The sequence below is a fragment of the Chitinophaga sp. RAB17 genome (assembly GCF_052114225.1).
GTDB lineage: Bacteria > Bacteroidota > Bacteroidia > Chitinophagales > Chitinophagaceae > Chitinophaga.
The window spans coordinates 26934-40894 of the sequence record NZ_JBFREI010000022.1; the positions used below are offsets into that span (position 1 = coordinate 26934).

Consider the following 13961-nt stretch of genomic DNA (forward strand, 5'->3'; position numbering starts at 1 on the left):
TCATCCTTTATGAAAACATATCGGAATTATATATCGGTATTCTTTTTCTTGCTGGCGACCATGTCCTGCAAAAAATTCCTGGACGTACAACCAAGAGATTCCGTGTCTGATGAACAGACCATCATTGATAAAACATCTGCCAGTACAGCATTGCGTGGCGTATACCGCAAGCTGGCCGCCGATAATTATTATGGCTCACTGTTCCAGACTTTTGGATACCTGCCCGGTGATAATGTGCAATGGACCGGCTCTCAGTCTGTTATCCAACAATTCATTACCCATAAAATATCCGCAGATAACGGCAACCTGCAAAGTGTATGGTCTGCTATTTACGCTACGATCAACGGTGCGAACAACGTAATCTCGAAAGTGCCGGTGGTAGCTGATGCCGCCTTTACTGCGGCGGACCGAAACCAGGTGATCGGCGAAGCATACTTTATTCGTGCACTGAATTATTTTGATCTGGCCCGCACCTGGGGAAATGTGCAGATAACGTTAACGCCTACACTGGGTGCTGACGATAAAGCTGGCCTTAAAGGCAGCACTACTGCACAGGTATATCAGCAGGTGCTGAGTGATCTGAATGCGGCAGACTCCCTGTTGCTGCCACCACCGGACAATGCACAACCCAATCCCGTACGCGCTAACCGCGAAACGGTATGGGCATTGAAGGCTCGTTATTACCTGTACCAATCCAATTGGGCACAGGCAGCATTCTATGCTTCCAAAGTAATCAGCAATACAAAAAATTACGCATTGCAAAAACCTTACAGCGCCTTCTTTTTTCCTGCCAGTGCCATTGCTACGCGGGAGTCTGTATTTGAATTGTCGTACAGCGCTACTTATCTGAGCGGGCATCGTGCCAACTGGCAGCCACCGGCAAACGGCGGTACCCGGCAGTGGGCGCCATCAGATGCTTTGGTGACACTATTGAATGATCCTGCTATTGGCGGCAACCGCAATGCACTGATCGCAAAAACTTCTGCCGGATTATGGTATGGCAATCTTTATTACCGGAGTCCGGCTACCGATCCGGCCTATATTATCCGGATTGCAGAGTTATACCTGATCCGCGCAGAAGCAGCGGCACAGCAGGAAAAACTATCACTTGCCAAAACAGATCTGGATCTGATCCGTGACAGGGCGGGGTTGTTGCCCACTACAGCAGCTGGTAAAGAGGCATTACTGCTGGCCATTGAAAATGAAAGGAGAGTGGAATTAGCCCTCGAACCGCATCGCTGGTTCGACCTGGCTCGTACCGGTCGTGCCGCTGCCGTGTTGAATATTACCAATACACAATTGTACCTGTTCCCGATACCTGCTAACGAAATCGCATTATCGAAAGGCAATCTGAAGCAAAACGATGGTTACTGATCTTATCACCTTATAACAATCAACAAATGAGTAATGTCACTATTGGCGAAACACCCGCCTGGAAAGACTACGAGAAGATTGGGTTCAGGGTATTTTTTATTTATTTCCTGTTGCAGGCGTTGCCGCTCGACTGGAAATTTTACAGCTACCTTTTTTCTACCCGTCTTTTTCATCTTCATTATGAAGATATTTTTAACCTGGCCAATTATACAACACGGTTTAGCGCGGCCCCTGCGAACTATAAAGACTGGACAATTTTACTGGCCATTGCTATTGTGGGGGCAGGTATCTGGACCTATATAGATCGTAACCGCACCCGCGTATACGATGCCGCCTTTTATTGGTTGCGGGTGGTGCTGCGTTACCGGCTGGCATTGGCGGTAATTGCGTATGGCTTTCTTAAAATCTTCACGCTGCAAGCGCCTTATCCGTCTATCAGTAGTCTGAATACGCCTTACGGAGCGTTTACCCGCTGGAAATTATTCTCGCTTAGTCTGGGTATTGTTCCTTCGTATGAGCTATTTCTCGGGTTGGTAGAAGTTATTATTGGGGTGTTATTACTTTTCAGGAAGACAGCATCTATCGGTGCTTTCATTTTCCTCATTTTCTGTGGCAATATTTTCGTTTCCAACCTGGCCTATGATGGCGGGGAGCAGGTATACAGCCTGTTGCTCATTACCTATGCGCTGGCGATCCTGAGCTTTGATCTGCAAAGAATTATAAGGCTGCTTATTTTGCAGCAGCCCACTGCGGCAGCTACTTTTAAGCCGGTATTTGATGGTGCAAAAAGATATAGCAGGCTGGTGTTGAAAACCGTATTCCTCCTGTACTTCATTGTAGTGTATGGTATCAAAACCGGCGCCGGTGCAAAAAATGATCCTTATCAATATCCCGGCAGTAAAGGATTACCGGCTATCAGTGGCTTATACAATGTAGCCACTTTTGTAGTGAATGGTGATACACTGGCTTACTCTTTAACGGATTCCCTGCGCTGGAATAATGTAGTGTTTGAGAAATGGAATACCATCAGCATCCGCTCCAACCAGCCGGCGCCGATAGATTCCAATAATCAGCACCTGGTATTGCGTAATAACGCGGAACGGTTATACGAAATTGAAGGCACCAGTGGCCGGCATTACTACAGCTATACCGCAGATACAGTACAACAGCTGCTCACGTTGCAAAACAGGCATCCGCAATTATCGGCGGAAACATTGTCGCTGCATTACAGTCGTCCGGATAAAGACCGGGTGATACTCAGCGGAATTACCTATAGCAGGGATTCGATCTATGTGGTACTGGAAAAAGTGAAGAAGACTTACCTGCTCGAAGAAGCTGCGAAAGGAAGTGGAAGAAACAGAAAATTAAAACTTTAAACTGATTATCATGTCTCATATCACTCCAACATTAGCAGATGAAACCGTGATCAGGGAAAGCGACTCCCAGGTGCCGCCCGCCATTGAAGCGCCTTTGGCGCAACTACCGGCCTGGAAGGAATATCAATTGATTTTATTCCGTATCGCATTTATATTTTTTATTGCTATCTCTATTCCGAACAGCATAGAGTGGTACAAACAACTGTTGCAGCTCGATTGGTTTCACCTGAATTACCGCGATCTGTATGATATTGCGCGGTTTGGCTCTGGCATTAACTTTTTGGGCAACACCATTTTTGGTAGTCAGTTGTTAGGATATGCCAACTGGATTACCACTGCACTGATAGCTACGGCCGGCGGGCTGATATGGACCGGTATTGTAAAGGCACGTAAGTTGCCCCGGAAAGAATATTACACTGCCTGGTACTGGCTGCGTGTAGTCGTTAGGTATAGAGCCGGTATCGGTATCATTGGGTTTGGATTTACCAAGCTATTACCGGTACAGATGCCTTATCCTTCTTTTGGTATTTTAAATACCAACTTCGGTGACCTTACCGCGCAAAAAATATACTGGTTATCGGTAGGGATAGTGCCCTGGTACCAGGTGTTTGCTGGCGTAGTGGAAATAACGGCAGGTACGTTATTATTCTTCCGGAAAACAACTACCCTGGGTGCTATTTTGTTGTTAGGTGCTTTGGGTGATATTGTGTATGTCAACTTTGCCTATGATGGCGGGGTACATGTATACAGCAGTTATTTTGTACTGCTGGCGGCTTTGTTGCTGGTCAATGATGTGCCTAAAATATATCGTTTGCTGGTACAGGAACGTTTTACCGTCCCCATAAATTATTATCCTTCTTTTTCACAGAAATGGTTGCGCTATACGCGTGTTAGTCTGAAGTCTGCTACCATCTTCCTTTTCCTGGGCGTATTGTTTTACCTGCAGCTCATCAACTTCCTGTATGATCCTTATAAACAGCCGGCAGTGGCGGGCGTAAAACAATTGCGGGGCAGCTACCAGGTAACGGAGTTCCGGTTAAATGACCAGGTGATTCCTTATTCACCACTGGATTCTATCCGCTGGCAGGAAGCTACTTTTGAGAACTGGTCAACATTTACGTACCGGGTAAATACACCACATCCGCTGGATCTTTCCAATGGTGGTGGCGATCCGCAGCGGGATGTGAACCGGACTTTTGAAATAACAGGATTGGCAGGCGGGCAGCGTGCTTTCCACTACTATGCAGATGAAGTCAATAAAGTACTTTACCTGGAAGACAAATACAAACCTATCCCCGACAGGCGTAACCGCACCGCGGGTGTTGGCGGAGATGGCGGGGCACCTGTAGATGAAGCAGCAGAAAAGGCTGCCCGCAAACAGGGGGCTAAAGTAAAAGATAGGTGGATACCGGCGGAGGCGTTGAAAAACATTGGTGATGAAGCGTTGAAGATAGATCCGCTGGCATTATCTGCCCGCAGGGCAAAAGATTATGCAGCTGCTCCTGCCACTGAAAACCGTAAACGTTTCATTGTAAAGTATGCAACAGATAATGGGGCGCATGTTGTACTGACGGGTGTAGATGAAAACAAAAACAATATTTATGTAGTGCTGGATCGCGTAGATAAAAAATATGCGTTAACACCCAGCACATTGAATGCAGGAAAATATTAGGGAGAGATATGATCATTAAACGCTCCTGTTGTTACCGGGTGGCAGCCGTAGTGGTGTTGGGTATGCTCGCTTGCCATACCAACACCCGGCCACCGGATGCCGGCTGGCCATCGCATTTCGGATTTGGTCGTACTGCCACTGCTGCGCAGATAGACTCCCTGAATATTTCCATTGCACCGGATGGCAAAGGATTACCTCCCGGCAGCGGCGATGCGGTGACGGGGCAGTGTATTTATATCACAAAATGTGCGGCCTGTCATGGGGAAACCGGTGCAGAACCAACGCCCAATCGCCTCGTGGCACCTATGGGTGATACTACCCGCGTGAAAACCATCGGTAATTACTGGCCTTATGCGACAACGGTATTCGATTATATCCGCCGTGCCATGCCTTTCAATGCGCCCGGCTCTCTGACGAATGAAGAGGTATACAGCCTCACGGCTTTCCTCTTATACCGGAATGAGGTCATTGACAGCACACTGCAGTTAAATGCCCGAAATCTGCCGCAAATAGTGATGCCCGCGAAAAAATATTACGTGGATGATGACCGCCACGGAGGTAATGAAGTAAAATGAATAGCTATGACATGGGAAGATAAAGACAACAACGGCAAAAAGATACCCAGACGAACAATATTGAGAGCCGCCGCAGTTTCCGCTGCGGCGGCTTTAATGGGAGCCTCCGGTATACAACGTGCGCCAGGCCCCCAGGCAACTACGAGTAAGACAGGAATTCCAGATCCCGGGGATAGTACTTATATGGATCCTACTAAAACTACCGGCACGTTACCCGGAAAACTTGGCACCCGTTCTCCTTTTGAGCAACCAGTAAAAAAGCCATCCGATATTTCATCCCGGACACCGTTGCAGGACTTGTATGGTATCATTACCCCATCAGACCTTCATTTTGAAAGAAGTCATGCGGGTGTGCCACTAATTCATCCCGATAAATATGAATTACTCATTCATGGTATGGTGGAACGCCCGATGATATTTACCCTGCGCGATTTAAAGCGTTTTCCTGCCGTTTCCCGTATTGCCTTTATAGAATGCTCGGGCAACTTCAGATCAGGCAAAGAAACCATGACAGCGCAGGAAATATGTGGGTTGACCAGTCAGAGTGAGTGGACAGGTGTGATGCTGTCTACCTTGTTCCGCGAGGTAGGTGTGAGCCCCCAAGCTAGCTGGTTTCTCGCAGAGGGCTCCGATGCAGCGGTGATGACCCGCAGCATTCCTGTACAGAAAGGATGGAAGGATGCGATGATTGCTTATGGTCAGAATGGAGAGGCCATCCGTCCGGAGCAAGGCTATCCTGCCCGCCTGTTTTTGCCGGGTTGGGAGGGAAATACCAATGTAAAATGGATCCGGCGCATCGAGTTATCTGACGGGCCTTTCATGACCCGGGAAGAGACATCCAAATACACGGAAACCATCCGTGATCATAAGATCCGGCAATTTAGTTTTGACATGGATGCCAGGTCTATCATCACTTATCCTTCCTTTCCACAACAGGTAGAAAAGGGGTGGATAGAAATAAGAGGCATTGCCTGGAGTGGCCGGGGAAAAATTGATAGGGTGGAAGTCAGCACAGATGCCGGCAAACACTGGGTGAAAGCCGTGTTACAGGAGCCTGTACTGGATAAAGCGCATACTTATTTTCGTTACTTGTGGTACTGGGATGGAAAGCCCACAGAAATTATGAGCCTGGCAGTAGATGATACGGGTTATCGTCAGCCTACTATGAAACAGCTTATACAAGCCAGGGGTGCTGATATGGGAGGGTACCACGTGAACCCTGTCACCGCCTGGGTTTTAAAGGGCGATGGGACCGTAGTATTCAAACCGGAAAAATGGAAATAAGTTATTCAAATAAGGTCAGGTCATCACGGGTAATGGCCTGAAAAAGATTTTGCAGCTGGTGAACATGTACTATCGGCCGGCCGTAGGCTACCAGGCCTTCTGCCGCATCAGTAAGCGGCTGGAATACGTCATTTTCACTCCGAACATGTACACTATGGAGCCGGTTATATTTCAGGGAGTATACGTTTTCATCTTCACCATAGTCAGGATCTCCTTTAATGAAGCCAAACCTGGATAACAGGTAAATGTCCAGTATCACCGGGTTGACCTTTTCACAGCGTAGTTTACTGAGTGGCAGCCCGGAATTATAAACATATCCCTGCAAAATGCCTTCTACCACAAAGGCTGTTTCTTCCATGTTATAATCAAAGTAGGATACGTAGTTTCCTATCCTGATGTCTGACTCCTGTATCATGTAAAGGGTCTTAAGAAAATAATATCAGTAATAGCGTGATCAATGCAGGTAATGCCTGTACGAAAAAAATCTTTTTGTCTGCTGTCAGCGCACCATACAAACCGGCTATTATCACGCAGCTTAAAAAGAAAATGGCTACTCTTCCTGCCCACAGCGGCTCTGAAATGAAAAAAGTCCAGGCCAGTCCGGCTGCCAGGAAGCCATTGTACAATCCCTGGTTAGCGGCGAGTGACTTAGTAGGCGGAAAGAGATCCTTCGGAAACTGTCTGAATACTTTAGGGCCTCTTGTTGTCCAGGCAAACATTTCGAACCACAAAATGTACAGGTGTTCCAGCATTACCACTGCGATCCCGATCTTAATGATTATCTGCATAATGGAATTGTTAAATGATACCAGCTAAATATAATCAAATTATCTTTTCAAGTAGCCATGCAAAAGCGAAAGCGAGTAGGGTACCTACTGCATAACATACGCAGTCACTCCAGAGGAAGCCATGTCCGAGGAGAATGCCGGCAGGGGTATTACGGAATTTTACCGCCCATTCGGCCTGGTACAGCTGCTGTACTTCAATAAGCATACATATTATAAAATTGCTGATGCTGATTTTCCACAATGGGGTGAGAGGGTAGAGGAATCGCACACCAAAGAAGATACAGGTGGCGGAAAATACATCGCCTCCATATATACGCACGATTTCAGGAAAATATTGGGGTGCCCACCTGGTGGCAAGTCCTAAAGGGATATTCAATAAAATGAGGAGAAAATAAATCCAGCGTCTTTTTGCTTCCATAGATTGTAAAAAGCGATAAATATAAGAAAGATATTCTTATATGTAGGCCACTGGAAAGATGAATGGCAGAAGAACCAGCCATCCGGAATAAAAAAGCAATAACCCCATTGGGTTATTGCTGGTTATCGGTTTCGACGTTATTTTTCTTTTTTCCGCGGTTAGTACCACCTTTACGGCCAATAGCGGCCATGTGTTCACGATTCTTGCTCACGGCTTCACCGCCTTTTTTACCTGCTGCACGTGCTTCTTCGGAAGTGAACTTATGGGCTACACCTTGCTGATGCGCTGCTTTTCCACCTTCTCTTGATATGGCACGTTGCTGTTCAGGGTCCATAGAAGCAAATCCGCGTTTGCTATGCTTACTTTTTTGTTCCGGATTTTTCTCCTGTACATGGGTTACTGGCGTGGCATGTTGAAATCTGATGTCTTCCATAATCCTGAAGTTTTTTGTAGTGATAGTAGTTAAACAATAGCGATAGTAGTTAAAACATTCTCTTTACCGGGGATCAAGATATGTGCCACCACCTGTTTTCACCACCAGAGGCCGTATTCGCTGATAGCTTAAAAGGAAATAGGGCAATACATTCCACAATCCATAGAATTTTTAACACACTTTCCAGCACCTTCCCCATTTTATTTGTACGAAATCCCTCATTTTCCGTGGCTTATATTTTGTTTTCATATCATCGTTATTTCTTTTTTCTCCACCCATCTAAATTTTTTTGTCATGGCAAAGTATTCAGAAGAATCGCAGCGTAAAGTCAAAAAGACTATGCATGAAATGCACGAGGGCAAACTAAAAAGTGGAAGAAGCAATAAGAAAGTTACGAATCCTAAGCAAGCCATTGCAATAGGCTTGTCTGAAGCGAGAGAAGAAGGCGCCAAAGTGCCTAAGAAAGCGGCAGCGAAAAAAGCAACCACCAAAAAAACATCAGCTAAAAAGGCGGCAGCGAAGAAAACAGCAGCGAAGAAGACAACAACAAAAAGAGCTACTGCTATGAAGGCAACCGCCAAAAAAGCAATGGCTAAAAAAGCCACTGCCAAAAAAGCTACCGGAAGGAAAACTACGGCTAAAAAGACGACTGCCAAAAAGGCCACTGCTAAAAAAGCAGCACCAAAGAGAAAGTCAGCGGCCCGTAAAAAGTCAGCTGCTATGGCTTGAATAACGTAGTTTTTGGATCGTTTTCACCCTTCCAATATAAACATAAAGACCGGTCACTACACAGCACCGGTCTTTATTTGTGGTATATCACTTGCGGCATTTTTTATATGGAAAAGCACAGCATTACGGTGATCATAAAAGGTAAACCCTATGGATTGATCATCACGATCGATGGGGGAGCTTTGGCAACGGCATTTCAAGTCATTCCTGATGTAAGGGAACATGTACAGGAAGAATTTGAACCCCATAGCCAACGTTTTACCACCGATCACAAAGACACCCTGGAAGGAAGCCTCCGTACCGTGGAATCAGAACAAATTGCCCGTATCATCTGGGAAGATATCCTGGATAAAATGAAATAACCCCCGGTTGCTTCACAAATCAAATCACGGTTGTACCTTCGCAATCAAAGCGAGCGTGAATAGCTATGATGGTAACCGATAAAACCTATAAAAATGCCAATCGCAGGGAGCGGATCATATTCCTGGTGAAACTGCTGGTATACCTTGGCATTGTATATTTCAATATTGAACATCCTGCTGTTTATAACAAATTTGTCTGGTTGTTTAAGTTAACCAACGCGCTCTCTTTTTTCCTGGGCGCCAACCTGGTTATTTCCCTCGCCTGGCTGCTGATCTTATCATGGTACACCCGCCGCAATCGCAGCAAGCCTATTGAAAAAGACAACTTTATCCTGGGCATCAACCGGATATCTTCCGTATTAAATACCCTGTTCCTGCTGCTGGCCATTACTTTTTTCTTTGGTGTAAATCCACTGCAGTTCGTTACCAGCATCACCATCGTGGCGGCGGCGATTGCCCTGCTTACAAAAGATTATATCACCAATATGATCAATGGACTGATCATCATGTTTTCAGATCAGTTGTCACTAGGAGATCATGTGCGGATAGGAGATTACAAAGGAAAGGTGATGGATATTACCCTCATCAATGTGGTATTACAGAACGAGGATGATGATATTGTGATTATTCCCAATTCGGTGGTCTTTACCTCTATTGTATTAAACCAGTCCAAACAAAATATCAAAAAGCTGACATTGGAGTTTGAACTGGATCATAAACATCCTTTTACTATCCGCGGACTGGAAGAACGGCTGAGAAACTGTGTGGAAGCGTATTCCCGCAGCTTTACCCCCGAAAGCTTTTCATTGAAAACAATAGAGATCAAGAAAGACTTTGTACAATTTAAAGTGCAGTTGCTGATGCCCCTGGCCAACAAGGAAACGGAGCGCCAGATCAGGCGCGCACTCAACACAGAAATCATGGCCATTGCAGAAGGAGTTGTTTAAGCAACTACCATAGCTGCTATGAGCGTGTCAATGAATTCATCTACCTGTTCCTTACTTACATTGGGCATACAGATAATGTGCGAGCAGCCATTTTCTGAAGCGAGTTGCCACTTACGGCGAATGCTTCCGGGAGGATCCGGAAACACCACCGTAATAGCATTGGGGTTACGCCATGCAGGGATACCGTTTTCGTTCAAACGTTCCGCCGCGTAGGCAGCTACAGCTAAGCTATGCCTGGCCCTTTCCTTTAATCCGGCAGGTCCCAGGCTCCTGATTGCGTACCATAAGAACAATGGACTATGGCCGTTTCTTGAACCGGTGATGGTGGTATCCATACTACCGATATATGCTACAGACCGGGCTATTCTGTCGCGATTGGATTTTCTGGCAATCACCACTCCGCAGGGAATGGGAGCGCCAATAAATTTATGTCCGCTGATGGCAATACTATCTGCTCCATCTGCAAAATCAAATGCAGGCCGGGGATCCAGGAAGGCACTATAGCTACCGGATAAAGCGCCATCAGCATGAATATAATGATGCCGGATAGCCAGGTTTTTAAGGATGCCTTTAATGCGCCTTACGTCATCCCTGGCTTCGGTCATAGTGGTACCTATATTGGCCAGCATAATTACCGGCAGATGCCTGTTCATACGCATCGTATTTTCGAGGTCATCGTAATCAATTTCTCCGTTAGGCAAAGTGCGGATAATAATACCGGGCATATTCAGTAGGTGCAGGTTCTTTTGCACACTGTAATGAGTCGCCTCGGAATAATACACCATCCCTTTGGGGTAAAGCTCCCGCGCAAGATATAATCCGTATAAATTACCCTCAGAACCGCCATTGGTCACATATCCCCACCAGTCATCTTCGGGAGCCCGGAACAGGTCCGCAAAAAATGATACCACCTGCTTTTCCATCTCCCTGGAACCTACTGCATAGGTAGCAGGTACAAAGGGATCACCCAGGTTGTTAAGCGGGTATTGCAGAAAAGGCAGTAAAGGACTATAATCAAAATCTTTAGATACAGGATATCCCAGGAAATCTTTGGTACGGGATTGTACCTGTGCTAACAGTTCATCCAGCGCCGCTTTATCAGCCGCCGCTAACCGGTACTCTTTCATAATCGTTTATTACAGGTAGATAATACTGCGAATGTAGGAGATGCCCATTGAATTAAACTAGTAGAGTAGTTAAAATAGAAAATATATACTATTATTGTATAGTTGATAGTTAAATTAAACTATTATAGAAAGACGGGACGTCTTTTTTAAGATAAATATAACTGCCATGGATACACTGGATAAAACAGACCGCAGGATATTACAGGTATTGCAAAACGATGCCCGGTTAAATACCAAGGAGATCGCGCATCGTATAGGGCTGTCCGTTACTCCTACTTATGAACGGCTGAAGAAGATAGAAAAGAGTGGGGTGATTAAAAGCTATGTAACGCTGTTGCATGGCGACAAAGTAGGTAAAACCCTGATGGCCTTCTGCAATGTATCACTGCAACTGCATTCGCAGCCGCTGATTAAAAAATTTGAAACTGCCATAGCAAAAATGGAAGAGGTGATGGAGTGCTATCACGTAGCAGGCACCTACGATTACCTGTTGAAAGTAGTGGTGGATGATATGCGCAGCTATCAGCATTTTTTAACCAATAAGCTGGCGGCTATCGAAAACATCGGACAGGTACACAGTTCCTTCGTGATGACGGAAATCAAGCACACTACGGCCTTTGGACTGGGTTGATCAGCGTCTTAATACACTTACACCATTCAGGGGATGATCCTGTACCACTACGGTATAGGCGCGGGGATTTATTTCATGATCTTCTGACACCGGGAGGGTAAAGGAAAAGCTGCTGCCACTGCCCGGCATACTGTTAAACCAGATCTGTCCGTGGTTACGTTCCACAAAATCTTTGGACAGGTGCAGACCCAAACCGCAGCCTTTTTCATTTTGGGTGCCGGTAGTAGAGTAGTAGATATTGGAGAAGATACGATGCTGATTCTCCAGCGGAATACCAGTACCATTGTCTTTCACGGTGATTTCAGCTGTTTCTTTGTTGCACTGCGCGGTGATCATCACCTCACCACCCGCGGGGGTAAATTTAATGGCATTGTTAATCAGGTTGCGGAGTACAAGCCGGATCATATCGGGATCAGCATATACCATCATGCTTTTATTCAGTTCGTGCGATAGCTTCACTTCCTTTTGCCTGGCAAGGGTTTGCAGTAAATCAAATTCACGGCTCAACAGCAGCGTTACATCAAAGTCATCGGCTTTTACGCCTATACCTTTCATTTGATTGCTGGCCCACTGCAGCATATTGTCCATCATGTACGCGGTGTTTTTTACATCGCGCCATAGTTCATCAGTATACAGCCGGAACTGGTTGGCATCAATTTTTTCATCTTTCAGCAAAAAGAGCAGGCCTTCCAGGATCGCCAGCGGTGAGCGAAGATCGTGGGAGATCACTGAAAATATTTTATCCTTTACCTGGTTCAGGTTTTCCAGCGTGGCGTTCTGTTCCAGGATAATGCGGTTCTGCATAGATACTTCCCGGTTCTTGTTATTGAGTTCCAGGTATAGTTCCTGTTGTCTTTTATACAGGCGGTATACCATCACTGTAATGAGCAGCAGGGCGAGGAACAGGGCGGCAGCCGACAATACGAGCACACGTTGTTGCTGTATAGTGGCGAGGTGTGTATGTTGTTCTTTCTTCAGTACAATGTTTTCGCGCTGTTTCTTTTCCGATTCATATCTTTCCTCGGAGCGGGAAATCTGCCGGCCCTTTTCTGCATTGAAATAATCAATGTTCCGGTTGCTGTATTCCTTGAAATGATTAAAGGCCGCTACATAATCTTTCCTGGCAGAATCCAGTTCATAGCGGATCTTATAATAGATCATTTCATTTTTGACGTTTCCCAGTTTATCATTCAGGGCTTTGGCATTGTCCAGGTTTTTGTCTGCGCCCTTAAGGTCCCCCAGCATTGTTTGTACTTCGGCGAGGTTCAGATTGGCTTTCACCACGCCCGGTAAATTATCCGCTTCTTTATAATAGGCGGCAGACAGCAGGTGATAGCGCAAGGCGTCATTATAGTTTTGCTGCACCATGGAAATGATACCCATGTTTTCATAGGTATAGGCAAGTCCACGCTGGTCGTTGAGTTCCAGCTTAATCTTTTCCGCTTTCTGCAGAAAGTACATAGCGGAATCATGCATTTTCAGTGCGATATAGGCAGACCCGATATTGTTGAGGGTTTTCCCGATCTCTGTTTTTTCGTTTCGTTTTAATTTGATTGCCAGCGATATTTTAAGATATGTGAGGGCATCACGGGGGCTATTCAGCTCCGTGAAAATATTGCCTACATCATTATTGAGTACCCCGAGCATGTAAGGCTCGCCGATGGTTTCTGCCAGTTTAAGCGCGCTGAGGGTTAGCTGCATTTGTTGATCCAGGTGACCTTTTGTATTTTCCACAAGGGCGAGGTTACGAAGGGCCCATATTCTTCCATTGGTGTATTTAAGACTGTCGCTGATCAACAGGGCTTCTTCTCCGTAGCGGGCAGCCAATGTAGCATCTTTGGTGAAGTAGATCCTGGCAATCCGGTTCAGCAGATTGACTCTTGCAGTATCTCTTTTTATATGGGATTGAAGGGATGTCAGTAAAGAATCATTCACATCCTGTTGCGCTGCTACCGCAGGGGACAGCAACATGAAGTAAAGTGGGATTAAAATACATTTATTCAAAGGACTGGCCGGCAGCATAGTGTATAGTGTTGGCTGTGACAAGGGTGGAGCGATTCGGGGGCGGTCCACTTTAATATAGGTTAAAATTAAAGATAATGTGCCACGATTCAAAGTAAGTTGGGATAAAAAGTGCTTCAATGGTCAGTGTATTTAGTGTTATATCCCTATAAACCAAATAGGGTCGTATCTTTCCGGAAATTTTTATTTTTTTTAATTTGTCGTGTCCAACGCTTAAAATAGT

General features: G+C 45.7%; 15 protein-coding genes. 9 read left to right on the top strand and 6 right to left on the bottom strand.

Annotation, left to right across the window (positions count from 1 at the left end):
* Nucleotides 1-9 precede the first annotated feature (9 nt).
* From AB4Z08_RS35035 to soxC, 5 genes are read left to right on the top strand one after another with little or no spacing between them, the layout of a single operon-like run.
* Entirely contained in the window at nt 10-1374 is a 1365-nt protein-coding gene (locus tag AB4Z08_RS35035; protein ID WP_441578431.1) for a RagB/SusD family nutrient uptake outer membrane protein, read from the top strand.
* A gap of 26 nt (nt 1375-1400) precedes the next feature.
* Entirely contained in the window at nt 1401-2750 is a 1350-nt protein-coding gene (locus tag AB4Z08_RS35040; protein WP_441578432.1) for a DoxX family protein, read from the top strand.
* 10 nt (nt 2751-2760) lie between these two features.
* Nucleotides 2761-4422, top strand: a complete 1662-nt coding sequence (locus AB4Z08_RS35045) for a hypothetical protein (protein ID WP_441578433.1) — start codon at nt 2761-2763, stop codon at nt 4420-4422.
* Between the two features lie 8 nt (nt 4423-4430).
* Nucleotides 4431-4997, top strand: coding sequence for a c-type cytochrome (locus tag AB4Z08_RS35050; RefSeq protein WP_441578434.1), 567 nt, complete (start codon nt 4431-4433; stop codon nt 4995-4997).
* A 6-nt stretch (nt 4998-5003) separates the two neighbouring features.
* The gene (soxC, locus tag AB4Z08_RS35055; RefSeq protein ID WP_441578435.1) at nt 5004-6281 is read left to right on the top strand and encodes a sulfite dehydrogenase; all 1278 of its coding nucleotides are present in this window, start codon (nt 5004-5006) and stop codon (nt 6279-6281) included.
* A gap of 1 nt (nt 6282) precedes the next feature.
* On the opposite strand, the gene AB4Z08_RS35060 is transcribed toward soxC, so the two are convergent.
* The 4 genes from AB4Z08_RS35060 to AB4Z08_RS35075 all read right to left on the bottom strand — a co-directional run bounded on the left by AB4Z08_RS35060 (nt 6283) and on the right by AB4Z08_RS35075 (nt 7920).
* Nucleotides 6283-6696 (bottom strand): hypothetical protein, encoded by a 414-nt coding sequence (locus tag AB4Z08_RS35060; RefSeq protein WP_441578436.1) that lies wholly within the window; start codon nt 6694-6696, stop codon nt 6283-6285.
* 10 nt (nt 6697-6706) lie between these two features.
* A complete protein-coding gene (locus AB4Z08_RS35065; RefSeq protein WP_441578437.1) occupies nt 6707-7069 on the bottom strand; it encodes a DUF1304 domain-containing protein in 363 nt (120 codons plus the stop codon).
* Nucleotides 7070-7103: 34 nt separating this feature from the next.
* Nucleotides 7104-7487 carry a DUF2809 domain-containing protein gene (locus tag AB4Z08_RS35070; RefSeq protein ID WP_441578438.1) on the bottom strand — a complete coding sequence of 128 codons (384 nt, stop codon included), beginning with the start codon at nt 7485-7487 and terminating at the stop codon, nt 7104-7106.
* 112 nt (nt 7488-7599) lie between these two features.
* Nucleotides 7600-7920: a KGG domain-containing protein gene (locus AB4Z08_RS35075; protein ID WP_441578439.1), complete on the bottom strand. Its 321-nt coding sequence runs from the start codon at nt 7918-7920 to the stop codon at nt 7600-7602.
* Between the two features lie 294 nt (nt 7921-8214).
* Here AB4Z08_RS35075 and AB4Z08_RS35080 point away from each other — a divergent pair, with 294 nt between their 5' ends.
* The 3 genes from AB4Z08_RS35080 to AB4Z08_RS35090 all read left to right on the top strand — a co-directional run bounded on the left by AB4Z08_RS35080 (nt 8215) and on the right by AB4Z08_RS35090 (nt 9958).
* Nucleotides 8215-8649 carry a DUF6496 domain-containing protein gene (locus AB4Z08_RS35080; protein WP_441578440.1) on the top strand — a complete coding sequence of 145 codons (435 nt, stop codon included), beginning with the start codon at nt 8215-8217 and terminating at the stop codon, nt 8647-8649.
* Between the two features lie 107 nt (nt 8650-8756).
* The gene (locus AB4Z08_RS35085; RefSeq protein ID WP_441578441.1) at nt 8757-9011 is read left to right on the top strand and encodes a hypothetical protein; all 255 of its coding nucleotides are present in this window, start codon (nt 8757-8759) and stop codon (nt 9009-9011) included.
* Between the two features lie 65 nt (nt 9012-9076).
* Complete coding sequence (locus tag AB4Z08_RS35090) at nt 9077-9958, top strand: mechanosensitive ion channel family protein (protein ID WP_441578442.1); 882 nt, start codon at nt 9077-9079, stop codon at nt 9956-9958.
* Here AB4Z08_RS35090 and AB4Z08_RS35095 read toward each other — a convergent pair.
* Nucleotides 9955-11085: a histidine decarboxylase gene (locus AB4Z08_RS35095; protein ID WP_441578443.1), complete on the bottom strand. Its 1131-nt coding sequence runs from the start codon at nt 11083-11085 to the stop codon at nt 9955-9957. The genes AB4Z08_RS35090 and AB4Z08_RS35095 overlap by 4 nt on opposite strands.
* A 166-nt stretch (nt 11086-11251) precedes the next feature.
* On the opposite strand from AB4Z08_RS35095, the gene AB4Z08_RS35100 reads away from it, so the two are divergent.
* Nucleotides 11252-11716, top strand: coding sequence for an Lrp/AsnC family transcriptional regulator (locus tag AB4Z08_RS35100; protein WP_133809790.1), 465 nt, complete (start codon nt 11252-11254; stop codon nt 11714-11716).
* On the opposite strand, the gene AB4Z08_RS35105 is transcribed toward AB4Z08_RS35100, so the two are convergent.
* A complete protein-coding gene (locus AB4Z08_RS35105) occupies nt 11717-13687 on the bottom strand; it encodes a tetratricopeptide repeat-containing sensor histidine kinase (protein WP_441578444.1) in 1971 nt (656 codons plus the stop codon).
* Nucleotides 13688-13961: the final 274 nt, after the last annotated feature.

Excerpts from the sequence above, each read along its gene's own strand:
- AB4Z08_RS35035 (WP_441578431.1), top strand. The coding sequence starts at position 10 with ATGAAAACATATCGGAATTATATATCGGTATTCTTTTTCTTGCTGGCG.
- AB4Z08_RS35060 (WP_441578436.1), bottom strand. The coding sequence starts at position 6,696 with ATGATACAGGAGTCAGACATCAGGATAGGAAACTACGTATCCTACTTT.
- AB4Z08_RS35070 (WP_441578438.1), bottom strand. The coding sequence starts at position 7,487 with ATGGAAGCAAAAAGACGCTGGATTTATTTTCTCCTCATTTTATTGAAT.
- AB4Z08_RS35090 (WP_441578442.1), top strand. The coding sequence starts at position 9,077 with ATGATGGTAACCGATAAAACCTATAAAAATGCCAATCGCAGGGAGCGG.
- soxC (WP_441578435.1), top strand. The coding sequence starts at position 5,004 with ATGACATGGGAAGATAAAGACAACAACGGCAAAAAGATACCCAGACGA.
- AB4Z08_RS35100 (WP_133809790.1), top strand. The coding sequence starts at position 11,252 with ATGGATACACTGGATAAAACAGACCGCAGGATATTACAGGTATTGCAA.
- AB4Z08_RS35075 (WP_441578439.1), bottom strand. The coding sequence starts at position 7,920 with ATGGAAGACATCAGATTTCAACATGCCACGCCAGTAACCCATGTACAG.
- AB4Z08_RS35085 (WP_441578441.1), top strand. The coding sequence starts at position 8,757 with ATGGAAAAGCACAGCATTACGGTGATCATAAAAGGTAAACCCTATGGA.
- AB4Z08_RS35065 (WP_441578437.1), bottom strand. The coding sequence starts at position 7,069 with ATGCAGATAATCATTAAGATCGGGATCGCAGTGGTAATGCTGGAACAC.
- AB4Z08_RS35105 (WP_441578444.1), bottom strand. The coding sequence starts at position 13,687 with ATGTTGCTGTCCCCTGCGGTAGCAGCGCAACAGGATGTGAATGATTCT.
- AB4Z08_RS35045 (WP_441578433.1), top strand. The coding sequence starts at position 2,761 with ATGTCTCATATCACTCCAACATTAGCAGATGAAACCGTGATCAGGGAA.
- AB4Z08_RS35050 (WP_441578434.1), top strand. The coding sequence starts at position 4,431 with ATGATCATTAAACGCTCCTGTTGTTACCGGGTGGCAGCCGTAGTGGTG.
- AB4Z08_RS35080 (WP_441578440.1), top strand. The coding sequence starts at position 8,215 with ATGGCAAAGTATTCAGAAGAATCGCAGCGTAAAGTCAAAAAGACTATG.
- AB4Z08_RS35040 (WP_441578432.1), top strand. The coding sequence starts at position 1,401 with ATGAGTAATGTCACTATTGGCGAAACACCCGCCTGGAAAGACTACGAG.
- AB4Z08_RS35095 (WP_441578443.1), bottom strand. The coding sequence starts at position 11,085 with ATGAAAGAGTACCGGTTAGCGGCGGCTGATAAAGCGGCGCTGGATGAA.